Raw genomic sequence first — 22,843 nt, 5'->3', positions numbered from 1 at the left:
GGACCATGCAAACTCGTGACGACATCTTCAACACCCTGCGTGATGCCCTGGTCGAACTCTTTGAGCTGGAACCCGAACGCGTGACCCTGGACGCCAACCTGTATCAGGACCTGGAAATCGACAGCATTGATGCCGTCGACCTGATCGATCACATCAAACGCCAGACCGGCAAGAAAATCGCCGCCGAAGAGTTCAAGTCGGTGCGTACCGTCGGCGACGTGGTCGAGGCGGTCTACCGTCTGGTTCAACCGGCCGCATGAGCCGACTGATCGGCCTCGGCCTGCTGCTGGCGGGCCTGCTGTACCCCTTTGCGGTGTATTTCGGCATGGAACATTTTGCCCCGTGGCAGTTCGGTCTGTTGCTGGGCGGATTGTGGCTGGCCCGTGCGCTGCTGGGCGAGCGACGCCCCGGCAGCGTCTGGATGGCGGTGGTTGCCATTGCTTTTTGCCTGCTGCTGGCGCTGTTCGACAGCCCTGTGTTGCTGCGCTGGTACCCGGTGCTGATGAGCGGTTTCATGCTGGCGTTGTTTGGCCTGAGCCTGAAGTTCGGGCAACCGATGATCGAGCGGCTGGCGCGTTTGCGCGAACCGCATCTGCCGGACAAGGCCATTGTTTATACCCGCCAGGTGACGATCGCCTGGAGCGTGTTTTTCCTCTGTAACGGTTTGCTCGCCGCCGCCCTGACCCTTTGGGCGCCGCTGAGTTGGTGGATGTTGTACACCGGCCTGATCTCCTACGGGTTAATGGGTTTGCTGTTTGCCATTGAATGGCTCATACGACAACGGGTACGAGGCCACCCATGAATTGGATAAAACTTGAGCAACTGTTGCTCAAGGCACTACCTGCGCGCGCCGTCACGGCGCATCCGGCGCTCAATCACGCCGACCTGTGCGAGCAGGCCCTGCGCCTCGCCGCTGGCCTGCAAGCACAAGGTGTGACGCGTATTGCCGTGCACCTGGAAGATGCTGCGCAACTGGCGATTGCCCTGCTCGGCGCCTGGCGTGCCGGGGTCAGCGTGCTGCTGCCTGCCGATCTGCAACCCCAAACCCGTCTGCGCTGGTCGACGGCGGTCGATCTGTGGCTGACCGATCTGGCAGACGACGCACAGCTGACTGACTTCCAGCAGGCGCCGCTGGCTGCCGCCGAACTGGATCTCGATCACTGCCACCTGAGCCTGTGCACATCCGGCTCCAGCGGCGAACCCAAGCGCATCGAGAAAACCCTGCGGCAACTGGCCAATGAAGTTCAGGCGCTGGAGCACTTGTGGGGCGCGGACCTGGGCAACGCCTGCATCATCGGCAGCGTCGGCACCCAGCACATCTATGGATTGCTGTTTCGGGTGCTGTGGCCGCTGTGCGCCGGGCGTCCGTTCGTACGCCGGCAATTGGCGTTCCCGGAAGACCTGCAGCGCACCAGTCGCGAACATCCAGCCTTCGCCTGGGTTGCCAGCCCGGCGCTGCTCAAGCGCATGGGCGACAACCTCGATTGGCCGGCCTTGAGCGCAGTCCGCCGAGTGTTTTCTTCCGGTGGCGCGTTGCCGGCCGAGGCGGCGCAACGCTTGCACGCACGCCTGCAACAATGGCCGACGGAGATTCTCGGCAGCTCGGAAACCGGTGGCATTGCCTGGCGTCAGGGCGACGATCTCTGGCAACCCTTTGCCGATGTCGTGCTGAGTCAGGACAGTGACGGGGCCCTGCTCATCGCCTCGCCGTACTTGCCGGTCGACCACGTTGAACATACCGCCGACGCCGCGCACATCGCCGCCGACGGTCGTTTCGAACTGCTTGGACGGCTGGACCGGATCGTCAAGCTGGAAGAAAAACGTATCTCGCTGCCGATGCTGGAACAGGCGCTGATGGCTCACGACTGGGTCGCCGAAGCGCGCCTCGGCGTGGTTCAGGAGAACCGGGCCTCGCTGGGAGCCTTGCTGGTGCTGAGCGAACAGGGTCTGCACGCGTTGCGCAACCAAGGCCGGCGTACCCTGACCCAGGAACTGCGTCAGCACTTGAGTCAACATTGCGAAACCCTGGCCCTGCCGCGCCGCTGGCGCTTGTTGCGTCAACTGCCGCTGAACGCCCAGGGCAAACTGCCGCAAGCCGACGTTGAAGCCCTGCTGCTGGCGCCCCGTCCAAAGGCGCCGCATGTATTGGAACAGGTCGAAGCCGATGGCGAGTGGAGCCTGCAACTGGCGGTGCCGCCGGACCTTGCCTACTTCAGCGGCCACTTCCCGCAAACGCCTGTATTGCCGGGCGTGGTGCAAGTCGAATGGGCGCTGAACCTGGGTCGGCAGCTGATGGAGCTGCCGATAAAGTTTGCCGGCATGGAAGTGCTGAAGTTCCAGCAACTGGTGCGCCCCGGCGATGAAATCCAGCTGCATCTGCGCTTCGACCCATTGCGCAGCAAATTGTATTTCGCCTATCGCAATGAGACGGCTACCTGCTCCAGTGGACGAATTTTACTGGAGGCCGCAGATGTCTAAAGTTATGCATCTGTGGCGAGGGAGCTTGCTCCCGCGGGTCGGTCCGCGCTCGGGCGCAACAGCCCCAAAACCCTCCAATGCGGCCTGCCAGGTTTCGTCCGCAGGATTGATTGCGAGCGCTTCGCACTCGAACGGGAGCAAGCTCCCTCGCCACAATGAATCCGAGCAAGGGACAACACATGCATAACCCCTGCGCCGTGATCCCGGTCTACAACCACGAAGCCGCCGTCACCAACGTGGTCGACGCGCTGCTCGCCAACCATCTGCCGTGCATTCTGGTGGATGACGCCAGCAGTCCGGCCTGTGCCGCGGTACTGGAGCAACTGGCCCGGCGCGACCAGGTTTTCCTGATCAAACTCGCCGTCAATCAGGGCAAGGGCGGCGCGGTCATGAGCGGGTTTCGCGAAGCTTCGCGCCTGGGCTTCAGCCACGCCTTGCAGGTGGACGCCGATGGTCAGCACGACTTGAGTGACGTTCGGACCTTCATCGAGCAGTCACGCGCCCATCCCGACGCACTGATCTGCGGCTACCCGCTGTACGACGCCAGTGTGCCGAAGGGCCGTTTGTATGCCCGCTACCTGACGCACGTGATGGTCTGGATCAACACCCTTTCGTTGCAGATTCGCGACTCCATGTGCGGTTTTCGCCTCTACCCGTTGCCTCCGACGCTGGCGCTGATCAACTCGGTGAAGATCGGCAATCGCATGGACTTCGACACTGACATCATCGTGCGCCTGGCCTGGCGCAATCTGCCGATGCGCTGGCTGCACACCAAGGTTCACTACCCCCTGGATGGCGTCTCGCATTTTCGTCTGTTTCGCGACAATGTGCTGATTACGAGCATGCACACCCGCCTGTTCTTCGGCATGCTGTTACGGGCGCCGGTCATTCTTTGGCGACGGTGGCGAACATGAGCATCAATGCAGACAACGAGCACTGGGCCGATCACAAGGAACGCGGCAGTTTCTGGCTGATGAAATTCACCGCACTCTGCGCAAAAGTGCTCGGGCGTCGGCTGTTGAGCCCGCTGCTGTACGGCATCGTCTTGTACTTTTTCCTGTTCGGTCGCAGCGCCCGCCACAGCGCCTGGCAATACCAGCAGCACCTGGCCGACTGGAGCGGCCGCAGCGAATTGCGCCCGTCTCATTGGCGGGTGTTTGGCCAGTTCATGGCCTTCGCCGACTCCATGCTCGACAAGCTCGACGTGTGGAACGGCAAGTTGAGCATCGAACAGATCGAAATCATCGACCCGGCGCTGTTGCGCAATCAATTGCGCGGCTCACGCGGGCAGATGCTGGTGGGCGCTCACCTGGGCAATCTCGAAGTCTGCCGGGCCCTCGCCGAACTCGGTGAAAGGGTCACCATGAACGTGCTGGTGCACACCAAGCACGCCGAGCGTTTCAATCGCCTGCTGGGCGAAGCCGGCGCGACCAATCTGCGGCTGATCCAGGTCAGCGAACTGGACCCGGTGATCATGCTGCAACTGAGCCAGCGCCTGGAACGCGGCGAGTGGCTGGCGATTGCCGGCGACCGCGTACCGCTGCACGGCGGACGCAGCGTGACGGTGGACTTCCTCGGTCATCCGGCCGCGTTCCCCCAAGGTCCGTGGCTGCTGGCCGGCCTGTTGAAGTGCCCGGTCAATTTTCTGATGTGCCTGAAGAAACCAGCCGGTGACTATCGACTGATCATCGAGCCCTTCACCGATGCGGTGGTATGGAAGCGCAGCGACCGCGAGCAAGTGATTCACCACTGGGCCACGCGCTATGCCGAACGCCTCGGCCAGTGCTGCCTTGAAGCGCCCCAACAATGGTTCAACTTTTACCCATTCTGGAAGACCGATGACGACGCATCTGCTTGAGCCGGTAACCTTCGGCGAACTCCCTTTGCGCATCGAAGACGTGCTGGCCCTGGCCAACCGTCAGGCGCCCGTGCAACTGCAAAACGACAGCGAATACCGTGAACGCATCGCCAAGGGCGCGCGGTTTCTCGATTCGTTGCTGGACAAGGAAGGCGTGATCTACGGCGTGACCACCGGTTACGGCGATTCCTGCGTGGTCGCGGTGCCGCTGCATCATGTCGAAGCGCTGCCGCGTCATCTGTACACCTTTCACGGTTGCGGCCTGGGTAAACTGCTCGACGCCCAGGCGACCCGCGCGGTGCTTGCGGCGCGTTTGCAGTCGCTGTGCCACGGCGTGTCCGGGGTTCGCATCGAGCTGCTGGAGCGCCTGCACGCCTTCCTCGAACACGACATTCTGCCGCTGATCCCGGAAGAGGGTTCGGTGGGCGCCAGCGGCGATTTGACACCGCTGTCATACGTCGCCGCGACCTTGTCCGGCGAGCGCGAAGTGCTGTTCAAGGGCGAGCGCCGGCAGGCTGCCGACGTCCATCGCGAACTCGGCTGGGAGCCGCTGGTACTGCGGCCCAAGGAAGCACTGGCGCTGATGAACGGCACGGCGGTAATGACCGGCCTCGCCTGCCTGGCTTACGCCCGTGCCGACTACCTGCTGCAACTGGCGACGCGCATCACTGCGCTGAACGTGGTTGCCCTGCAAGGTAACCCGGAGCACTTCGACGAGCGCCTGTTCGCCACCAAGCCGCACCCGGGCCAGATGCAAGTGGCCGCGTGGTTGCGCAAGGATCTGGCAATCGACGCCCCGACCGCGCCGCTGCATCGTCTGCAAGACCGCTATTCGCTGCGTTGCGCGCCGCATGTGCTCGGCGTGTTGGCCGACAGCCTGAACTGGCTGCGTTCGTTCATCGAGATCGAACTCAACAGCGCCAACGACAACCCGATCATCGACGCCGAAGCCGAACGCGTGCTGCACGGCGGGCACTTCTACGGCGGGCACATTGCCTTCGCCATGGACAGCCTGAAAAACCTCGTCGCCAACGTTGCCGACCTGCTCGACCGTCAGCTCGCGCTGCTGGTGGACGAACGCTACAACCACGGTTTGCCGAGCAACCTGTCGGGCGCCAGCGCCGAGCGCGCGATGCTCAACCACGGCTTTAAAGCGGTGCAGATCGGCACCAGCGCCTGGACCGCCGAAGCGTTGAAAAACACCATGCCGGCGAGCGTGTTCTCACGCTCCACCGAATGCCATAACCAGGACAAAGTCAGCATGGGCACCATCGCTGCCCGCGATGCGATCCGCGTGCTGGAGCTGACCGAACAGGTTGCCGCCGCGACGCTGTTGGCGGCCAATCAAGGGGTCTGGTTGCGCAGCCAGGCAGAAGACGCCCGGCCATTGCCGCCGGCGCTGGCGGCGATGCACGCAGAGCTCGCCAAGGATTTTGCGCCGGTCATTGAAGACCGCGCCCTGGAAGGTGAATTGCGCCTGTGTCTGCAACGCATCGCCGAACAACACTGGAGGCTGCATGCGTAGCAAGGGAGTGCTTCACGCCGATACGCAAATCCTCGTGCCGTTCTTCGACGTCGATTCGATGAACGTGGTCTGGCACGGCCATTACGTGAAGTACCTGGAAGTCGCCCGCTGCGCCCTGCTCGACCAGCTCGGCCACAACTACACCGCCATGCAGGAATCCGGCTACGCGTGGCCGGTGATCGACCTGCAACTGCGTTATGTGCGCGGCGCGGTGTTCGGCCAGACGCTCAACGTGCGCGCCAGTCTGGTGGAATGGGAAAATCGCCTGAAGATCAGCTACCTGATCAGCGACCTCGCCACCGGTGAACGCCTGACCCGCGCCAGCTCGGTGCAGGTTGCCGTGCACGTCGCCAGCCGCGAGATGCAACTGGCGTCGCCCAAGGTGTTTACCGATGCGGTCGAGAGGATGTTGCCATGACCTTTAGCACCAATCGACTTGATGACTGCCCTGTGGCGAGGGAGCTTGCTCCCGCTCGGGCGCGCAGCACCCGTAAATCTGACGACTCGATCCCCCCGATGAAATGCCGTCGTCTGGGTTGGGGATTGCTGCGCACTCCAGCGGGAGCAAGCGCCCTCGCCACACGCTGCGGCTACAAGGTTGTGGTGATACTGATAGCGCTGCTTGGTTTTTCATCGCTGGCTAACGCCTTCGACCTGCAACAGCTGAGCGATCAACTGGCCAAACCCAGCGTGATCCACGGCAGTTTCATTCAGGAAAAACACCTGCGTGCCCTGCCGCAACCACTGACCAGCAAGGGCTCGTTCGTACTGGCCAAGGATCACGGTTTGCTGTGGCTGCTCAAGACGCCGCTGCAACAGGATTACCGGATCAGCACCAAGGGCATCGCGCGGCGTGACAGCAGTGGCTGGCAAATGCTGCCGGGCAAAAGTGCCGGCGCCGAGCAGAACCGCATCTTCCTCGCAGTGCTGCAAGGTGACAGCAGCGGGCTGCAACGGGATTTCGAGTTGTCGTTGAGCGGCGAAGCACAGCACTGGAAGCTCACGCTGACTCCGCGTTCGATGCTGCTCAAGCAAGTGTTCAATCAGATCAACATCGACGGAGGTGAACTGGTGCAGCGCATCGAGTTGCTGGAAACCCAGGGCGACAGCACCGTTTTGCGCATGCAGGACACCACCAGCGCCACCCCATTGAGCGATGCGGAGCAACATGACTTTGCCGAGTGAACGGAGGCTTCCACGGCTATTTCTGACCCTGCTGCTGGCGGTGCTCGCACTCGCCGGTTGGCAATGGCACGACGGCGCACCGCTGTCGGCCAACCTGATGGATCTGGTACCGGGCACCGCGCCGGATGCGCTGGAGCTCAAGGCCGAACAGCGCATGCAAGAACCGCTGAACCGCGAAATGCTGGTGCTGGTCGGCCACACTAATCGCGAGCAAGCAATCGCTATGACGCAGAAGCTCGGCGAACAATGGCTGGCCAGTGGACTGTTCGAGAAAGTCCAATGGAACCTGCAAGCCGACTTGCCTGCGTTGCGCGCACAGCTGTTGCAAGGTCGGTTGGCGATGCTCTCGGCAGCCGATCGGCAACAACTGATCGAACAACCGCAAGCGTTCATCCAGCAGCGCGTACAAGCGCTGTTCGACCCCTTTACCGGTTTCAGCCTGGTGCCGAGCCAGGACGACTGGCTGGGCCTGACCGGACGCATTCAAAACAGCCAGCCGCAGCATGGTTCAGTGCAACTGGACATTGGCAGCGGCACATTGGTCGCTGATGCTGACGGCAAAAGCTGGGTCATGCTGCGAGCCCGCACCAGCGGTAACGCGTTCGACATGCAGCTGCCGCTGAAGGTCGCCGAGCTGCTCAAGCACAGCCGCGAAGAAGCGGCGCAGGCCGACGTGCAACTACTCGCCGCCAGTGGCCTGCTGTACGCCGCCAACGGTCAGCAGCAAGCGACCCGCGAAATTACCTGGGTCGGCGGTGGTGCAACCGTCGGCATCCTGTTGCTGCTGTTGCTGGCGTTCCGCAGATTTCGCGTGCTGCTGGCCTTTATCCCCGTGTTGGTCGGCATGCTGTTTGGCGCGGTGGCCTGCGTCGCGCTGTTCGGCCATATGCACGTGATGACCCTGGTGCTCGGATCGAGCCTGATCGGCGTCGCCGTCGATTACCCGCTGCATTACCTGTCCAAGAGCTGGAGCCTGAAACCCTGGCACAGCTGGCCCGCACTTCGCCTGACCTTGCCGGGGCTGACCCTGAGCCTGGCCACCAGCTGCATCGGTTATCTGGCACTGGCCTGGACACCGTTCCCGGCGCTGACCCAGATTGCCGTGTTCTCTGCCGCCGGTCTGCTTGGCGCCTACCTGTCGGCGGTGTGCTTGTTGCCGGCGCTGCTCAAGGGCACGGACCTGCGACCCGCGCAGTGGCCGCTGCGGGTGGCCGAGTTCTTGGTGAACGTGCGTGCAGCGCTGCTCAAACGCGTACGCAGTTCGGTCCTGCTGGTGTTGGTCCTGGCCTTCTGTGCGGGCGGCCTGTGGCACCTGACCACGAAAAACGACATCCGTCAGTGGGTCAGTGCACCGCCGCAATTGATGAATGAAGCGCAGACCATTGCGCGGATCACCGGCTATCAACCCACCAGCCAGTTCTTCCTGGTGCGCGCGGCCAACCAGCAGCAATTGCTCGAGCGCCAGAAAGCCCTCAGCGACCGCCTGGATCAGTTGGTCAATCTGGACAAGCTCAAAGGCTACCTGGCGCTGAGCCAACTGGTCAGCCTGCCTTCCGAGCAGCAACAGGTTCGCGAAGCGCTGAATAAACTCCCGGCATTCTGGCAGCCGTTGCTCGACCTCGGCATCCCGGCCACCGCACTGCAAACCGAACTGACGCAGTTGCAGGCCTTGCCGGTCGAAGACATCGACGCAGCGCTGGTCGGGCCCTTGGCCGAGCCGTGGCGCCCGCTGTGGCTGGGCGCCTCGGATGGCGGCGTGGCGGCGATGGTCAGCCTGCAAGGCTTGAACGATACCGCGCTGCTGCGGGTGCAAGCGCTGGACTTGCCGGGTGTGCAGTTGGTGGATCGTCTGGACGACCTGAACAAGGTCTTCGCCGCCACCCAGATCAGCGCGGCTGAACTGAAACTGATGTCCTGCGCATTGATCGTGTTGCTGCTGATTCTGCCCTTCGGTTTTGGCGGCGCTCTGCGGCTCGTCGCGCTGCCATTACTGGCGGCCCTGTGCAGCCTGGCCAGCCTCGGTTGGCTGGGGCAGCCGCTGACGCTGTTCAGCGTGTTCGGGTTGCTGCTGGTGACAGCGATCAGTGTCGATTACGCGATCCTCATGCGCGAGCAGATCGGCGGGGCCGCCGTGAGCCTGTTGGGCACGCTGCTGGCGGCGGCGACCACGTGGCTGTCGTTTGGTCTGCTGGCGATTTCCAGCACCCCGGCGGTGAGCAACTTCGGTCTTTCGGTGAGCCTCGGCCTGGCCTTCAGCTTCATTCTCGCGCCGTGGGCCAAACCTTCGGCGCATGCCGCGCCCGTCGTAGAGCCGGCAGCATGATGACCATGCTGTTCTGGCTGCTGGCCTTGGCGCTGTTCGCGGTGGCGACGCGTGTCGGGCGTCATTTTGGCTTGATCCCGATTGTCAGCCAGTTGCTGCTGGCGACCTTCGGCCTGCCGCTGCTGATGTATTTCTGGATTGAACCGTACTGGCAGTTGAGCGGCGCCGAACTGGTCTCGCCGGGCTGGCTGAAAAACCTCTACAGCCTGAGTTTCGCGCTGTTACTGGGGCATATCCTCAGCGACGTGATCGACCTGAAGCTGGACCGTCAGAGCCTGAAAATCGCCTTGCCGAGTTTCGGCATTCCGTTCGCCTGTGGTCTGGCGACGGCCATTTGGTTGCTGCCGGATCAGCCATGGTTGAGCTCGCTGGCGGTCGGCCTGTTGTTCGCGATTACGGCAATTCCGGTGTTGTATCTGTACCTGCGGCACATCAACTATCCACCGGCCGCGACCCGCCGACTGGTGCAAACCGCCATCCTCATCGACCTGACTTGCTGGAGCCTGTTCGCCTTCGCCCAAGGCAGCCTGCACCTGAGCAGCCTATTGCTGCCGCTGGCTGGCGCCTGCCTGCCGTTGCTGCTGCGTGTGCTCGGGTTGCGTCAGCCGCTGCTGCACAGCCTGGGCTTCTTTGCGCTGCTGGTGGTGGCGGAACACTTCAAACTCAATGCGCTGATTTTCGGCATCGGTTATCTGTTGTGCATGGCTGCACTCAAACTACCGCTGGTGCTACCGTTATCGGCAGCCTGGATGAGTCGCTTGCAGAACGGCATCGCAATCCCGCTGATCCTGACCTTCGGCATTGTGCAGATCAACGTGCACAGCGCCATGGACAGCCTCAGCTGGATGCAGCTCGGTGCGCTGCTGGTGTTTCCTATCGCCAGCAAACTGCTGGGTAACTGGCTCGGCCTCGGTTGGGCCGGAACATCGTTTGTCGGCGCCAACCGTTGGCGCGAAAGTCTGCTGTTGAACATTCGCGGCTTGAGCGAGATCGTCTTTCTCAATCTGCTGCTGCAACAACAGCTGATCAGTCCCGCGCTGTATTTCGCGCTGATGCTGATGGGTTTGATCGCAACACTGCTGCCGGCACTCGCCGGCGTGCACCGAATCCCCTCACCGCTCGCCGCCCCGGCCAGGAGCTCCAGTGCCAACAGTTGATACGGAACGTCGCCAGGTCATCGTTATCGGTGCCGGCCCATCGGGCGCCATCGCCGCTGCGCTGCTCAAGCGTAACGGCCATGACGTGCTGATCATTGAACGTCAGCACTTTCCGCGGTTTTCGATCGGCGAAAGCCTGCTCTCGCACTGCCTGGATTTCGTCGAAGAAGCCGGCATGCTCGAAGCGGTACAAGCCGCCGGCTTCCAGTTGAAAAACGGCGCAGCGTTCGCCTGGGGCGAGCGCTACAGCACGTTCGATTTCGGCGACACCTTCAGTAACGGCAAGCCGACCACCTTTCAGGTCCAGCGCGCTGATTTCGACAAACTGCTGGCCGATCAGGCAGCGCTGCAAGGGGTGGAAATCCGTTACGGCGAGACGATCATCAGTGCCAACTTCGAGCGGGCGAAACCCCAGCTCAGCGCTCGCCGTGAAGACGGCAGCGAATACCGCCTGGAAGCCGATTTCGTGCTCGATGCCAGCGGCTACGGCCGCGTCTTGCCGCGCCTGCTCGACCTTGAAGCACCGTCGAACTTCCCCCTGCGCCAGGCCGTGTTCACCCACATCGAAGACCACATCGACGGCCCGCACTTCGACCGTGAAAAGATCCTCATCACCACCCACCCGACCCAGCGCGACATCTGGTTCTGGACCATCCCGTTCAGCCAGGGTCGCTGCTCGGTGGGCGTGGTTGCTGCTGCCGAACACTTCGACGGCCGCGGCGACGATCTCGACGAATGCCTGCGAGGCTTCATCGCCGAAACCCCGAGCTTGGCCAAGGTGCTGAAAAACGCCCATTGGGACACGCCCGCGCGGACCATCGGCGGCTACTCGGCCAACGTCAAAACCTTGCACGGCCCGGGCTTCGCCTTGCTCGGCAACGCCGCAGAGTTCCTCGATCCGGTGTTTTCCTCCGGCGTGACCATCGCCATGCGTTCGGCGAGCATGGCCGCCGGCGTTCTGCATCGCCAACTGCAAGGCGAAAGCGTGGACTGGCAACGCGAGTTTGCCGTGCCACTGAAGCGCGGTGTCGACACCTTCCGCTGCTACGTCGAAGGTTGGTATGCCGGGACCTTCCAGGATGTGATCTACCACCCTGGCAGCGCTCCGGAGATCCGCCGCATGATCAGCGCGATCCTCGCCGGTTACGCCTGGGACGAACGCAATCCGTTCGTCAGCGAACCCAAGCGCCGGTTGCGCATGCTCTCGGAGATTTGTGCGAGTGATGCAACGTGAGTGACACCGAACAACAGTACCTCAGCGACAGTTACGTCGAAGAAACCCGTTTCGGGTTCTGGTTCCTGCGCAGCTTCACCTGGCAGCACCACGTGCTGCGGGTAGCAATCAACGATCTGCGCAGCTTGTTCAGCGAAGCACTGCCCAGCCATCCGGTGCTGCTGGATGCCGGTTGCGGTCAGGGCAAGTCGTTCCAGTACCTGCAGCAGGTGTTTGCCCCGCAACGGCTGATCGGCCTCGACGCCGATCCGCACAGCCTGATGCTCAGCGGCGAAGAGGCGCAGCGCCAGAACATCGATGTCGAACTGATCGGCAGCGATTGCGCGACCCTCAAGCTGCCGGACGCCAGCGTCGATTTGCTGTTCTGCCACCAGACCTTCCACCACCTGGTGGAACAGGAGCAAGCCCTCGCCGAGTTCTATCGGGTACTCAAGCCGGGCGGCTATCTGATGTTTGCCGAGTCCACCGAAGCCTACATCGACACCTGGGTGATCCGCTGGTTGTTCCGCCACCCGATGCACGTGCAAAAGAGCGCCGACGGCTATTTGCAGATGATTCGCCAGCAGGGTTTTGAGTTCGGTCCGCAAAACGTGTCCTACCCTTATCTGTGGTGGAGTCGCGCGAAGGACTTCGGCCTGCTCGAACGCTTTGGATTGCGCCGCCCAAAACCGCTTGGTCAACGGGAAGAAACCCTGGTCAACGTGGTTGCCCGTAAACCGCTCGAAGGTAAGCGCTAATGATTCGCCTCCTGCTCGTGTGCTGTGCCTTGCTGCTGAGCGCTTGCGCCAGCCAGCCGCCGCTGCCCGAGCGCAACCCGACACTGACCTTACCGCTGCAATTGCATGTCGAGCGGCAACGGGCCGATCAGCGCCAGGACTGGTTGCTGGTGATCCAGCGCGAAGGTGCCGGCATTCGCTGGTCGCTGATGGACCCACTGGGCATTCCGGTGGCTCGCCAGCGCCTGATCGACAACCAGTGGCAGGCCGACGGCTTGCTGCCGCCCAACCCGGAAGCGCGCCAGTTGTTTGCAGCGTTGTTGTTCGCCCTGACACCGGAGGCCGAGTTGCTCAATAATTATCCTGCCGCCCGGCATCACGCGGCTTTACGCTCGCTGACGCCACACTGGCAGGTGCTGTATCGAACCCCGTCGGACTTCGTGCTGACGCTGCCCGAACAGCTGAACTATCACGTTACCCCGCTGACCGCCGAGACTGCACCATGACGGCCTACCTGAACGCCCTCGGGCTGATCTGCAGCCTGGGCCGCAACAAACACGAAGTCGCCCGCAAGCTGTTTGCCGGCGACTGCTCGGGAATCCGTGTCGAGGCCGGCTGGGTGCCTGAACGTTCGCTGCCGGTGGCGGCGGTACACGGTGAGTTGCCCGCGATCCCGGCTGCACTGAAGCAGCACAACACCCGCAACAATCAGTTGCTGCTGGACGCCGCGCTGCAAATCCGCGAAGACATCGAACAGGCCATTCAGACCTATGGCCGTGGACGCATCGGCATCGTCCTGGGCACTAGCACCTCGGGCATCGACGAAGCCAGTCGCGGGATTGCCCAGTACATCCGCGACGGTCAGTTCCCGCCAGAATACGACTACCAACAACAGGAGCTTGGCGCCCCGGCGAACTTCCTCGCCGACTGGCTGCAACTGAGCGGCCCGGCCTATGTGATTTCTACGGCCTGCACCTCCAGCGCCCGCGCATTGATGAGTGCTCAGCGACTGCTCGACATGGGCATGTGTGATGCGGTGCTGTGTGGCGGCGTCGACAGTCTGTGCAAACTGACCCTCAACGGTTTTTCGGCGCTGGATGCGGTGTCCGAGCAGCGCTGCAATCCGTTCTCGGTCAATCGCAACGGCATCAACATCGGTGAAGCGGCGGTACTTTTCTTGATGAGCAAACACCTCGGCAGCAGCCAACCGATTGCCCTGCTGGGCAGCGGCGCCAGCTCCGACGCGCACCATATTTCCGCCCCGGAACCGAGCGGGCGCGGTGCCCTGCAAGCGATGAACAAGGCCCTGCGCAGCGCCGGTTTAGCGCCTGAGCGGATCAACTACCTGAATCTGCACGGCACCGCCACCCAACACAACGACGCCATGGAAAGCCTGGCCGTCAACAGCCTGTTCCCGGCAGGCGTGCCCTGCTCGTCAACCAAGCCCATGACCGGCCACACCCTCGGCGCGGCCGGGGCGCTGGAAGCGGCGTTCTGCTGGCTGAGCCTGAGCCGCGACAACACCCGACACGCGCTGCCACCACAGGTCTGGGACGGCCAGCCCGACCCGCAACTGCCAGCGCTGAGTTTTGTGACCGCTGCTGATCGCCTGGAACAACGCACTGCACGTTGCCTGATGAGTAACTCCTTTGCCTTTGGTGGCAACAACGTCAGCCTGATTATCGGAGACGCCCAATGATTGATTGGCCTCTCGCCGAACTGCTGCCCCACGCGGGTGACATGATCCTTATCGATCACGTGCTGTCGTTCGACGAAGAACAGATTCACACCCGCCTCACCGTCAAACCCGGCGGCCTGTTCAACCAGCCCGACGGCAGTTTGCCAGCCTGGGTCGGCATCGAGCTGATGGCGCAAAGCGTGGCAGCGTACGCCGGCTGTCGTGCACGCGAGCGAGGCAATCCGGTCGAGCTTGGATTCCTGCTCGGCACGCGTAAATTTGAATGTAATGTGGAACACTTCCCGCTCGGCAGCGAACTGACGATCCACGCCCTGCGCTCGCTCGAAGACGACAACGGCATGGGCGTTTTCGAATGCCACCTGACGGCACCCGGCATTCATGCCACGGCCCGTCTGAATGTGTTCTGCCCACCTCAGTCGGCTCACTACCTACATGAATCCCACTCTTCTTCTAGCACTACTGGAGTCCAGTCTTGACTGAATCCGTACTGGTCACCGGTTCCAGCCGTGGCATCGGCCGCGCCATCGCACTACGCCTGGCCCAGGCCGGCTTTGATCTGGTGCTGCATTGCCGTAGCGGTCGCAGCGACGCCGAAGCCGTGCAGGCCGAAATCGAAGCATTGGGCCGCCGCGCGCGCATCCTGCAATTCGACGTGTCGGATCGTGCCAGCTGCAAGGCCCATCTCGAAGCCGACGTGGAAACCCACGGCGCCTATTACGGCGTGGTGCTCAACGCCGGCCTGACCCGCGACGGCGCCTTCCCGGCCCTGAGCGAGGACGACTGGGACGTGGTGATGCGCACCAACCTCGACGGTTTTTATAACGTGTTGCACCCGGTGATGATGCCGATGATTCGCCGTCGCGCCGCCGGGCGGATCGTGTGCATCACCTCGGTTTCCGGGTTGATCGGCAACCGTGGGCAGGTCAACTACAGCGCCTCCAAGGCCGGCTTGATCGGCGCCGCCAAGGCCCTGGCGATCGAACTGGGCAAACGCAAGATCACCGTCAACTGCGTTGCGCCAGGGTTGATCGACACCGCGATGCTCGACGAAAACGTCCCCGTTGAAGAACTGCTGAAAATGATTCCCGCACAACGCATGGGCACCCCTGAAGAGGTGGCCGGCGCGGTGAATTTCCTGATGTCCGCCGAAGCGGGCTATATCACCCGGCAGGTGCTGGCCGTCAACGGAGGCCTGTGCTGATGAAACGCGTCGTCGTCACCGGCATGGCCGGTATCACCTCGTTGGGCAGCGACTGGGAGACCATTCGCGCTAACTTCAAGGCCAATCGCAGTGGCATCCGCCGCATGGACGAGTGGGATCGTTTCATCGAACTGAACACGCGCCTGGCCGGCCCCATCGATGATTTCACCGTCCCGAGCCACTGGACCCGCAAGCAATTGCGCAGCATGGGCCGGGTTTCCCGGCTGGCGGTCGGCGCGGCAGAACAGGCGCTGGCCGACGCCGGCCTGCTCGGTGACGAGTCGATCAAGGACGGCCGCATGGGCGTGTCCTGCGGCTCATCCACCGGCAGCACCGAGGAGATAAAAGCCTTCGGCAAGATGCTGCTCAATTCGGTGGCTGAAGGGCTGAACGCCAACTCTTACGTGCGGATGATGCCGCACACCACGGCGGCCAATATCAGCATTTTCTTTGGCCTCACCGGGCGCTTGATCCCGACCTCCAGCGCCTGCACCAGTGGCAGCCAGGGCATCGGTTATGCCTACGAGGCGATCAAGTTCGGCCGCCTGCCGCTGATGCTCGCCGGCGGCGCCGAAGAGCTGTGCCCGACCGAAGCCATGGTGTTCGACGCGCTCTACGCCACCAGCCTGAAAAACGACGCCCCGAAAACCAGCCCACGGCCTTACGACAGTGCACGCGATGGCCTGGTGATCGGTGAAGGCGGCGGCATGCTGGTACTCGAAGAACTCGAACACGCGCTGGCCCGCGGTGCGCACATTTACGCCGAAATCGTTGGTTTTGGCAGCAACGCCGACGGCCAGCACGCCACCCGCCCAGAGCAAACCACCATGCGCCGGGCCATGGAGCTGGCACTGGAAGACGCAGGCCTGGAGCCATCGGCCATCGGCTACGTGAACGGCCACGGCACCGCCACCGAGCAAGGCGACATCGCGGAAACCCTGGCCACCAACAGCCTGTTCGGCAGCCACATGCCAATCAGCTCGCAGAAGAGTTTTCTCGGTCACACCCTTGGCGCCTGCGGTGCACTGGAGTCCTGGTTCAGCATAGAAATGATGAACAGCGACGAGTACGTGCACACCTTCAACCTCGACGACATCGATCCACGCTGCGGCGAACTGGACTACCTGTGCGGCGAGTTCCGTGAGATGAGCTGCCAGTACGTGATGAACAACAACTTCGCTTTTGGTGGGGTGAATACGTCGCTGATCTTTCGGCGCTGGTCGTAAGCGCCACATCAAGATCAAAAGATCGTCGCCTGCGGCGGCTCCTACAAAGAACGGCATAGACGCTATCGCAGGCTGCGATCTTTTGGGGCCGCCAACGCTCGACTGACATGTCAGCCTGTCATCGCCCTGTGCCGACTACGTCACCTCAACCTTACGCGTCAGCAACTCGACAAACGCCTTGGCCATCGGCGACTTCTGGTCCTTGCGCTGCACCAGCCACACCGCCGACATCGCCAGCGGGTCGAGCAAGGGCCGATAGACCACGCCGTCGATGCGCATCCGCTGATACGACGCCGGCAACACCGACACCCCGAGTCCTGCCGCCACCAGGCCGATAATGGTCATGGCCTCACCGGCTTCCTGGGTGAAGTGCGGGCTGAAACCCGCGTCACGCGCCAGGTTCAGCAGTTGCGCGTATAGACCACTGCCGTAGCTGCGCGGGAAGAACACGAAAGGCTCGTGGGCCAGTGCAGACAGAAACAGCCCTTCCTCGCTGCCGACCACCAGCGGGTCCTTGGAGCTGAGCACGGCCACCAAGGGTTCACGCGTCAACTCGACCACCTCCAGCGAATCCGGCAGCGGCAATGGCCGCATGATCCCGACCTGAATCGACTCGTCCACCAGCGCCTCGGCAACCTGGGTGCTGCTCATCTCTCGCAGGTTCAGATGCACGGCCGGGAAGCGCTGGCGAAACGCGAAGATCGCCTGCGGGATCGTCGAGTTGAACGGCGCCGATGAGGTGAAGCCGATCTTCAGTTCCCCCAGCTCGCCAAGTTGGGCTCGACGGGCGACGTCGGCAGCCTTGTCGACCTGGGCCAGCACCAGCCGAGCCTCTTCGAGGAACAGCCGACCGGCTTCACTGAGCTCGACCCGACGATTGGTACGCTCGAATAAACGTGCGCCGACTTCCTGTTCCAGCACCTGAATCTGCTGGCTCAACGGCGGCTGAGAGATGCCCAGCACCTGTGCGGCGCGGCCAAAATGCAGTTCTTCGGCGACGGCGATGAAGTAGCGCAAATGGCGCAATTCCATGAAAACTCCATTAGGTCGTTAAACCTATCAAACAGGTCGAACAATATATTGGATAGAAACATTAGCCAGCTATATGATTTTTCCATTGCCTGCCTGGCCGTGCTCTCCCGAGGTCCCCCGTGAAAACTGCTGTCGCCCCGCTCGCCCATGAATTGCCGCCTACTGCGCTGGACGATGTGGTCGCCCAACTGAATGATGTGTACATCGAAAAAGGCACGCCGATGTTCATGCGTACGGTGCTGGCGCTGTTCTCCGGCGGCTTTGCGACCTTCGCCCTGCTCTACTGCGTGCAGCCGATGATGCCGCTGTTTTCCCGAGAGTTTTCGATCAACGCGGCGCAGAGCAGCCTGATCCTGTCGGTGGCCACCGGGATGCTCGCCATCGGCTTGCTGATCACCGGCCCGATCTCCGACCGCATTGGTCGTAAACCGGTAATGGTTGCGGCGCTGTTCGCGGCAGCGTTGTGCACCATGGCCAGTGCGATGATGCCAAGCTGGCAGGGCGTGCTGGTGATGCGTGCGCTGGTCGGGCTGTCTCTCAGCGGGCTGGCGGCGGTGGCCATGACGTACTTGAGCGAAGAGATTCATCCACAGCACATCGGTCTGGCGATGGGACTGTACATCGGTGGCAACGCGATTGGCGGGATGTGCGGCCGGCTGATCGTCGGCGTACTGATCGACTTCGTTAACTGGCACACCGCGATGCTGGTGATCGGTGGCCTGGCGCTGATTGCGGCGGCGGTGTTCTGGAAAATCCTCCCCGAGTCGCGCAACTTCCGCTCCCGCTCGCTGCATCCGCGCAGCTTGCTCGACGGCTTCACCATGCACTTTCGCGACGCCGGGCTGCCGTGGTTGTTCCTCGAAGCGTTCGTGCTGATGGGCGCGTTCGTCACGCTGTTCAACTACATCGGCTATCGCCTGCTGGCCGAGCCGTATCACATGGATCAGGCCTTCGTTGGCTTGCTCTCGGTGGTCTACCTGTCGGGCATCTACAGCTCGGCGAAAATCGGCGCATTGGCCGACAAGCTTGGCCGGCGCAAAGTCCTGTGGGCAACCATCGTGCTGATGCTCGCAGGTCTTGCGCTGACCCTGTTCACGCCATTGCCGCTGGTGATCATCGGCATGTTGATCTTCACCTTCGGCTTCTTCGCCGCGCACTCGGTGGCCAGCAGCTGGATCGGCCGCCGCGCGACCAAAGCCAAGGGCCAGGCCTCGTCGCTGTACCTGTTCAGCTACTACGCCGGTTCGAGTGTCGCCGGCACGGCGGGCGGGGTGTTCTGGCACCTGGGCGGCTGGAACGGCATCGGCCTGTTCATCGGCGGGTTGCTGATGATTGCGCTGCTGGTGGCGTTGAAACTGGCCCGTTTGCCATTGCTGTCAAACAACCAACCGGCGTGAGGCCTGCACGTCAGGAACCCTGCACCACCACCTGCGCCTCCAGCGCTTGACCTTGCTTGTCCAGTGTCAGTGATTGCAAGGTCGCACCCTCAAGTTCGGTTCGATGCAGCCAGGCCAATAACGCCCGCGCATCACCGCGCAGCGTCAGGCGCAGGAGGTCGCCTTGCACCTCCAGCTGTAGCAGGTCGAGGCCGTCGGTGATCGCGCGCTCACTGAGTTGTGTGGACAGGGGCGCAGTCCCCTCGGCCCGAGCACTGGGGGCTTGAGCGCGAGCGACTTCCCCGGCCTGAACCAGCCGCTGCTGATACAAACGCTCGGCCACTGCCAGCCGCTGCTGAGATGGCTGCCACAACCCGACGAAGGCCAGCCCGGCAACGAGCGCTACCGCCAGTACACTCAGCGCCTGTCGGTCGCGCAGCGTCAGCCGATTCCAGGTCTGCGCCACACTGACCGGTAGCTTCGGTGTGTTGAGTTTCACGGGCGACTCTCCAATGTCAGCAGTGCCTGGACCCGGTCCTGAACCTTGCTTGCGCTGCCCAGACCGATCGGTAATCCGCTGCTCTGACCACGCTCGCGCAGTTGTTCGAGTTCGGCAAAACTGCCTGCCGTGAGTTGCAGTTTCCAACCATCGCCGACACGGTATTCGATGCGTTGCACTTCAACACTGCTTGCACCGATCACCTGCTCGGTCAGCTTCAACAAACGGGCGATCTGCGTGTCCTGTGCACTGACACTGGTTTGTTTTTGCAGCGCCTTGAGTTGCGCCGAAAGATCAACGATACGTGTCTGCTCCGGATACAAGGCCCTGAAACGTTGTTCGCTCTGGTCTGACAAGCGTTGGGCCTGATCCTCGAAAAAGTGGCTGCGTGCGAGTGTGTTTCCCCACCCCAGAGTGAACAACAACGCTGCCGAGATCAGTGCCGTCGACCAGGGAAAACGCCGGTGCTCCCGACGAAACTCACCGTGCAGCAGGTTGATCGCAGACCCCGCCCCCGCTTGGCCGTGCAGCGCTTCAAACCCCTCGTCCAGCCAGCAGATGGGCTCAGGCAGCTGTGGACTGATCGCCGCCAGCCCGTGCACCGACACCGCCAGACGAACATCCAATGCGCCGCCAAGGAGCCAGCGTCCCAACCACCACACGCCATAGGCCTGATCATTGGGCAAACGGTCGGCATCGACCTGCACGGTGCTGACTGTAATTCCCAGTTCAGCCACCAGCGCCAGCAACGCTGCAAAGCGTTGTTTGTTGAGCACCAGTACCGGATAGCGCCCCTGCGAGTCACGCGGGCCGATGCTCAGGTGCAGTGTCTCAAGGTCTTCGCTCAGTCGATCTTCGATGGCGAACGCAATGGCCTGAGCGTCGGGGCCACGTCGCGAGGGCCACTTTTCGGTACGTAGCCAGCCGCACATCTCCATCGGCAACACCAGATGGACAGCCTGCCCTGATAACTGTTTGGCGGCATCGGCAAGCGAAAGGACCGACCGCTTATTCGAGGCTGAGACCAGGCAGCACAGCCATTGCGCGCAAGGTTGCACCGCCCCTTCGGGGGTGAGGTAAAGCCAGGTGTTCATGACGAGGACTCGCTTGTCAGTGAGGTCAGGAGCCGTCTTTGCACGACGTTCACCTGCCGGGTTTTGGCGTCGAGTTCCACTTCGCTGACCAGTTGCAGACGGCTTTGCCCAACGGCCACGTCTACCGTGATCCGAAACCAGCGACTGCCCAGACCCAGGCCATGGCTGCCCAGCTCAAGCCCGGCGAGCAGAGGGTCCTCGACAAATGCCTGCACCGAGCGATAGCCCTCGGCCGGACGCTGTTGCACCAATGCCCGGGCCAACGTTTCGCTCATGCCGTCGAGTGTCATCAGTTGCTGTGCCGACGCGGTATTGATGTTCAGGCTGGCGTTCCCGGGCAGCAGGGCCAGCATTGGCTGCAAGCGCCGCAGCACCTCGCCGTCGACGCCCGGCCACACGCGCAATTGACTGAGGTCTGTCAGCGCGCCGAAGTGCGAGGTTGCGAGGTCTGGATTGCGAATCTGCAGCAGGGCCAGCAGACGCACCCAACGCTGTTGCGTGAGCGGATCGATTTGCCCACCGGCCAGCAGTGCAGAAAGGTTGAAACGCGCGGCCAGGTCTTCGACGCGGATGTTCAGCGTCCCGCCCTCGACCTCGAACGGCGGCGTAGCCTGCGCCCACGTTTGCGCCAGATTGACGCTGCGCGATGCGCGCATCTCAGGGTCGCGCAACCGCTGCAAGGCCCAGCGCTCACCGGAAAAAACCAGTTGGCGCAGTTGCACGTGATGAAGCTGTTGCGCGGTACTTTTGACCACCAGTCGATGGTTGCGCAGCATCCCGCCCGTCAGCAGCAACGCCAGGCTCATGACCAGCAACACACTGAGCAGCGCGACACCGCGTTGCCGACTCATGACGCGCTCCCGGGCAACAGCAAGACCCGGCGAATCGACTCGAAGCGCTCCGTTGAAAAGGTGATTTCCAAAGCCTTCGGCGCGGAGACTGACTTGCTAGTGCCGGGCGCGCTCTCGCTGCGCCAACCGCTCCGGTCATAGAGACGCCAACGCAATTCGCGCACCCCGGTGAGCAGTTTTTGCCACTGCACCAACGGCCGTTCAGGGAGTTGGCTTTCACGCCATAACGTCCCCTTGTCGAGGCGATAAGTGACGTTCTGCAACTCGCTACGCGGCTCATCCAACGGATTACGCCAGTTGCCGCGCTGCAACTGCAAAACGTTTTGCTGCAGCACCACAGGCTGCGCCGTTACCTGCAAGGCATCACGTTCGATCACGGCGATGGCGCGTTGCAACCCACGCATGTCGCGCTCATGGGATGAACTGCTGCGTTCAGCACGGACCACGCCATCGAACAGCCGCCAGCTGGCCAAGCCAAGCAAGGCGAATATCGCCATGGCGATCACCAGTTCGAGCAAGGTGAAGCCATGCTGCTTATTCATCACGGGCGCCAATCCAACCCGTCGTTCGGTGTACGACCCGATCGCTGCCTGAACGGCTGACACTGAGTTCGACCTTCAGCAAACGCGAATCGGCCACCGGGGTGACGGTCTGGCTCAGGCTCCAGTCGCGTCGGTCGAAGTGTCGGCTCAGGTATTCGTGCCCTTGAGCCGGTGCAGCCCCCAGCTGCAATTCGCTCAAGTGATTGTCAGCCAGCCAGGTCCCACACAACTGCTCCTCCAATCGAGCATTCTGCTTGAGGGCATATTGACCGGCCACCATCACTGCCGCCGCCAATGTCGCGAAGACAACCAGCGCGATCATGATTTCCAACAGGGTAAAGCCACGGTGTGTCTGGCGCGGCGGCGCGGGCTTTCTCTTACTCATCAAGGGCCGCCTCGTTCAAACCATCACTGGAGAGGCTGATCAACGATTGCTGACCGGCTTGCAGGCGCAAGGTGAACGCAGTGCTTTCATCACTGCTGAGCAACACCAGGTGCGGTTGACCGGGACGCCCCGTCAGCGTCGATATTTGGCCAGATTGCTCCAGACGCAGCTGCAAGCCTTCCGGTAAACGATAAGCGCGGCCTGCCGGGCGCCAGTCCTGGCCATAGAGACCCAGCACCTGATAACCCTCGGGCTCCAGCCGAAGGCCATACTCGCGTCCCTCGAGCACGGCCTGCTCACGTAGCGCCTGCAACAACTGGATCAAACCGTTGGCCTCCTGCCGGGCCAGACGCGCCGGGTGATTGCCGATGGCCAGACCCGCCATGCCCAACAGCACGCCGATCAGCACCATGACCACCATCAACTCCAATAGAGTGAAACCCCGGCACGCCTGACGCATCG

General features: G+C 62.4%; 25 protein-coding genes. 18 read left to right on the top strand and 7 right to left on the bottom strand.

Annotated features, from left to right (window positions below; genetic code table 11):
• Window positions 1-5 precede the first annotated feature (5 nt).
• The 17 genes from AO353_RS12685 to AO353_RS12605 all read left to right on the top strand — a co-directional run bounded on the left by AO353_RS12685 (window position 6) and on the right by AO353_RS12605 (window position 16,602).
• On the top strand, window positions 6-260 hold the full coding sequence (locus AO353_RS12685; protein WP_054595266.1) for an acyl carrier protein: 255 nt from the start codon (window positions 6-8) through the stop codon (window positions 258-260).
• Window positions 257-802, top strand: coding sequence for a hypothetical protein (locus tag AO353_RS12680; protein ID WP_054595265.1), 546 nt, complete (start codon window positions 257-259; stop codon window positions 800-802). The genes AO353_RS12685 and AO353_RS12680 overlap by 4 nt, the downstream gene beginning before the upstream one ends.
• Window positions 799-2,478: an acyl-CoA synthetase family protein gene (locus tag AO353_RS12675; protein ID WP_054595264.1), complete on the top strand. Its 1,680-nt coding sequence runs from the start codon at window positions 799-801 to the stop codon at window positions 2,476-2,478. The genes AO353_RS12680 and AO353_RS12675 overlap by 4 nt, the downstream gene beginning before the upstream one ends.
• Before the next feature lie 179 nt (window positions 2,479-2,657).
• On the top strand, window positions 2,658-3,392 hold the full coding sequence (locus AO353_RS12670; protein ID WP_054595263.1) for a glycosyltransferase family 2 protein: 735 nt from the start codon (window positions 2,658-2,660) through the stop codon (window positions 3,390-3,392).
• On the top strand, window positions 3,389-4,336 hold the full coding sequence (locus AO353_RS12665) for a glycosyl transferase (RefSeq protein WP_054595262.1): 948 nt from the start codon (window positions 3,389-3,391) through the stop codon (window positions 4,334-4,336). Before AO353_RS12670 ends, AO353_RS12665 begins: the two co-directional genes overlap by 4 nt.
• Window positions 4,317-5,861: an HAL/PAL/TAL family ammonia-lyase gene (locus tag AO353_RS12660; protein WP_054595261.1), complete on the top strand. Its 1,545-nt coding sequence runs from the start codon at window positions 4,317-4,319 to the stop codon at window positions 5,859-5,861. Before AO353_RS12665 ends, AO353_RS12660 begins: the two co-directional genes overlap by 20 nt.
• Window positions 5,854-6,279: an acyl-CoA thioesterase gene (locus AO353_RS12655; protein WP_019691416.1), complete on the top strand. Its 426-nt coding sequence runs from the start codon at window positions 5,854-5,856 to the stop codon at window positions 6,277-6,279. The genes AO353_RS12660 and AO353_RS12655 overlap by 8 nt, the downstream gene beginning before the upstream one ends.
• A gap of 98 nt (window positions 6,280-6,377) precedes the next feature.
• Window positions 6,378-7,046, top strand: a complete 669-nt coding sequence (locus AO353_RS12650; protein ID WP_258535941.1) for an outer membrane lipoprotein carrier protein LolA — start codon at window positions 6,378-6,380, stop codon at window positions 7,044-7,046.
• The gene (locus AO353_RS12645; protein ID WP_054595260.1) at window positions 7,030-9,369 is read left to right on the top strand and encodes an MMPL family transporter; all 2,340 of its coding nucleotides are present in this window, start codon (window positions 7,030-7,032) and stop codon (window positions 9,367-9,369) included. Before AO353_RS12650 ends, AO353_RS12645 begins: the two co-directional genes overlap by 17 nt.
• Window positions 9,366-10,526 carry a hypothetical protein gene (locus tag AO353_RS12640; protein WP_054595259.1) on the top strand — a complete coding sequence of 387 codons (1,161 nt, stop codon included), beginning with the start codon at window positions 9,366-9,368 and terminating at the stop codon, window positions 10,524-10,526. Before AO353_RS12645 ends, AO353_RS12640 begins: the two co-directional genes overlap by 4 nt.
• Complete coding sequence (locus AO353_RS12635; RefSeq protein ID WP_054595258.1) at window positions 10,513-11,760, top strand: NAD(P)/FAD-dependent oxidoreductase; 1,248 nt, start codon at window positions 10,513-10,515, stop codon at window positions 11,758-11,760. Before AO353_RS12640 ends, AO353_RS12635 begins: the two co-directional genes overlap by 14 nt.
• Entirely contained in the window at window positions 11,757-12,497 is a 741-nt protein-coding gene (locus tag AO353_RS12630) for a class I SAM-dependent methyltransferase (protein ID WP_054595257.1), read from the top strand. Before AO353_RS12635 ends, AO353_RS12630 begins: the two co-directional genes overlap by 4 nt.
• Window positions 12,497-12,982: a DUF3261 domain-containing protein gene (locus AO353_RS12625; RefSeq protein WP_054595256.1), complete on the top strand. Its 486-nt coding sequence runs from the start codon at window positions 12,497-12,499 to the stop codon at window positions 12,980-12,982. The genes AO353_RS12630 and AO353_RS12625 overlap by 1 nt, the downstream gene beginning before the upstream one ends.
• Window positions 12,979-14,175, top strand: a complete 1,197-nt coding sequence (locus tag AO353_RS12620) for a beta-ketoacyl-[acyl-carrier-protein] synthase family protein (RefSeq protein ID WP_054595255.1) — start codon at window positions 12,979-12,981, stop codon at window positions 14,173-14,175. The genes AO353_RS12625 and AO353_RS12620 overlap by 4 nt, the downstream gene beginning before the upstream one ends.
• A complete protein-coding gene (locus AO353_RS12615) occupies window positions 14,172-14,651 on the top strand; it encodes a hotdog family protein (protein ID WP_054595254.1) in 480 nt (159 codons plus the stop codon). The genes AO353_RS12620 and AO353_RS12615 overlap by 4 nt, the downstream gene beginning before the upstream one ends.
• Complete coding sequence (fabG, locus tag AO353_RS12610) at window positions 14,648-15,376, top strand: 3-oxoacyl-ACP reductase FabG (RefSeq protein WP_054595253.1); 729 nt, start codon at window positions 14,648-14,650, stop codon at window positions 15,374-15,376. The genes AO353_RS12615 and fabG overlap by 4 nt, the downstream gene beginning before the upstream one ends.
• Entirely contained in the window at window positions 15,376-16,602 is a 1,227-nt protein-coding gene (locus tag AO353_RS12605) for a beta-ketoacyl-ACP synthase (protein WP_054595252.1), read from the top strand. The genes fabG and AO353_RS12605 overlap by 1 nt, the downstream gene beginning before the upstream one ends.
• 135 nt (window positions 16,603-16,737) lie before the next feature.
• Here AO353_RS12605 and AO353_RS12600 read toward each other — a convergent pair whose 3' ends face one another.
• Complete coding sequence (locus tag AO353_RS12600) at window positions 16,738-17,634, bottom strand: LysR family transcriptional regulator (RefSeq protein ID WP_054595251.1); 897 nt, start codon at window positions 17,632-17,634, stop codon at window positions 16,738-16,740.
• A gap of 119 nt (window positions 17,635-17,753) precedes the next feature.
• On the opposite strand from AO353_RS12600, the gene AO353_RS12595 reads away from it, so the two are divergent.
• On the top strand, window positions 17,754-19,031 hold the full coding sequence (locus tag AO353_RS12595) for an MFS transporter (protein ID WP_054595250.1): 1,278 nt from the start codon (window positions 17,754-17,756) through the stop codon (window positions 19,029-19,031).
• 10 nt (window positions 19,032-19,041) lie between these two features.
• Here the strand turns inward: AO353_RS12595 and gspM are convergent, their stop codons facing one another.
• Genes gspM through gspH form a run of 6 tightly spaced genes read right to left on the bottom strand, consistent with a single transcriptional unit; the run spans window position 19,042 to window position 22,841 of the window.
• On the bottom strand, window positions 19,042-19,509 hold the full coding sequence (gspM, locus tag AO353_RS12590; protein WP_054595249.1) for a type II secretion system protein GspM: 468 nt from the start codon (window positions 19,507-19,509) through the stop codon (window positions 19,042-19,044).
• Window positions 19,506-20,603 (bottom strand): type II secretion system protein GspL, encoded by a 1,098-nt coding sequence (gspL, locus tag AO353_RS12585; protein WP_054595248.1) that lies wholly within the window; start codon window positions 20,601-20,603, stop codon window positions 19,506-19,508. The genes gspM and gspL overlap by 4 nt, the downstream gene beginning before the upstream one ends.
• Window positions 20,600-21,454, bottom strand: coding sequence for a type II secretion system protein GspK (locus tag AO353_RS12580; RefSeq protein ID WP_054595247.1), 855 nt, complete (start codon window positions 21,452-21,454; stop codon window positions 20,600-20,602). Before AO353_RS12580 ends, gspL begins: the two co-directional genes overlap by 4 nt.
• Window positions 21,451-21,996, bottom strand: coding sequence for a type II secretion system protein GspJ (locus tag AO353_RS12575; protein WP_054595246.1), 546 nt, complete (start codon window positions 21,994-21,996; stop codon window positions 21,451-21,453). Before AO353_RS12575 ends, AO353_RS12580 begins: the two co-directional genes overlap by 4 nt.
• The gene (gene gspI / locus AO353_RS12570) at window positions 21,989-22,381 is read right to left on the bottom strand and encodes a type II secretion system minor pseudopilin GspI (protein WP_054595245.1); all 393 of its coding nucleotides are present in this window, start codon (window positions 22,379-22,381) and stop codon (window positions 21,989-21,991) included. Before gspI ends, AO353_RS12575 begins: the two co-directional genes overlap by 8 nt.
• The gene (gspH, locus tag AO353_RS12565; RefSeq protein ID WP_054595244.1) at window positions 22,374-22,841 is read right to left on the bottom strand and encodes a type II secretion system minor pseudopilin GspH; all 468 of its coding nucleotides are present in this window, start codon (window positions 22,839-22,841) and stop codon (window positions 22,374-22,376) included. The genes gspI and gspH overlap by 8 nt, the downstream gene beginning before the upstream one ends.
• Window positions 22,842-22,843 lie beyond the last annotated feature (2 nt).

The organism is Pseudomonas fluorescens, from assembly GCF_001307155.1.
GTDB classification, from domain to species: domain Bacteria; phylum Pseudomonadota; class Gammaproteobacteria; order Pseudomonadales; family Pseudomonadaceae; genus Aquipseudomonas; species Aquipseudomonas helvetica.
The sequence above is the reverse complement of the archived record's forward strand: the minus strand, read 5'-3'. Positions and strand labels throughout refer to the sequence as shown.

Excerpts from the sequence above, each read along its gene's own strand:
- AO353_RS12575 (WP_054595246.1), bottom strand. The coding sequence starts at position 21,996 with ATGAATAAGCAGCATGGCTTCACCTTGCTCGAACTGGTGATCGCCATG.
- AO353_RS12660 (WP_054595261.1), top strand. The coding sequence starts at position 4,317 with ATGACGACGCATCTGCTTGAGCCGGTAACCTTCGGCGAACTCCCTTTG.
- AO353_RS12625 (WP_054595256.1), top strand. The coding sequence starts at position 12,497 with ATGATTCGCCTCCTGCTCGTGTGCTGTGCCTTGCTGCTGAGCGCTTGC.
- AO353_RS12645 (WP_054595260.1), top strand. The coding sequence starts at position 7,030 with ATGACTTTGCCGAGTGAACGGAGGCTTCCACGGCTATTTCTGACCCTG.
- AO353_RS12600 (WP_054595251.1), bottom strand. The coding sequence starts at position 17,634 with ATGGAATTGCGCCATTTGCGCTACTTCATCGCCGTCGCCGAAGAACTG.
- AO353_RS12665 (WP_054595262.1), top strand. The coding sequence starts at position 3,389 with ATGAGCATCAATGCAGACAACGAGCACTGGGCCGATCACAAGGAACGC.
- AO353_RS12580 (WP_054595247.1), bottom strand. The coding sequence starts at position 21,454 with ATGAGTCGGCAACGCGGTGTCGCGCTGCTCAGTGTGTTGCTGGTCATG.
- AO353_RS12620 (WP_054595255.1), top strand. The coding sequence starts at position 12,979 with ATGACGGCCTACCTGAACGCCCTCGGGCTGATCTGCAGCCTGGGCCGC.
- AO353_RS12670 (WP_054595263.1), top strand. The coding sequence starts at position 2,658 with ATGCATAACCCCTGCGCCGTGATCCCGGTCTACAACCACGAAGCCGCC.
- AO353_RS12675 (WP_054595264.1), top strand. The coding sequence starts at position 799 with ATGAATTGGATAAAACTTGAGCAACTGTTGCTCAAGGCACTACCTGCG.
- gspL (WP_054595248.1), bottom strand. The coding sequence starts at position 20,603 with ATGAACACCTGGCTTTACCTCACCCCCGAAGGGGCGGTGCAACCTTGC.
- gspI (WP_054595245.1), bottom strand. The coding sequence starts at position 22,381 with ATGAGTAAGAGAAAGCCCGCGCCGCCGCGCCAGACACACCGTGGCTTT.
- AO353_RS12615 (WP_054595254.1), top strand. The coding sequence starts at position 14,172 with ATGATTGATTGGCCTCTCGCCGAACTGCTGCCCCACGCGGGTGACATG.
- gspH (WP_054595244.1), bottom strand. The coding sequence starts at position 22,841 with ATGCGTCAGGCGTGCCGGGGTTTCACTCTATTGGAGTTGATGGTGGTC.
- AO353_RS12655 (WP_019691416.1), top strand. The coding sequence starts at position 5,854 with ATGCGTAGCAAGGGAGTGCTTCACGCCGATACGCAAATCCTCGTGCCG.
- AO353_RS12685 (WP_054595266.1), top strand. The coding sequence starts at position 6 with ATGCAAACTCGTGACGACATCTTCAACACCCTGCGTGATGCCCTGGTC.
- AO353_RS12605 (WP_054595252.1), top strand. The coding sequence starts at position 15,376 with ATGAAACGCGTCGTCGTCACCGGCATGGCCGGTATCACCTCGTTGGGC.
- AO353_RS12650 (WP_258535941.1), top strand. The coding sequence starts at position 6,378 with ATGAAATGCCGTCGTCTGGGTTGGGGATTGCTGCGCACTCCAGCGGGA.
- AO353_RS12640 (WP_054595259.1), top strand. The coding sequence starts at position 9,366 with ATGATGACCATGCTGTTCTGGCTGCTGGCCTTGGCGCTGTTCGCGGTG.
- AO353_RS12680 (WP_054595265.1), top strand. The coding sequence starts at position 257 with ATGAGCCGACTGATCGGCCTCGGCCTGCTGCTGGCGGGCCTGCTGTAC.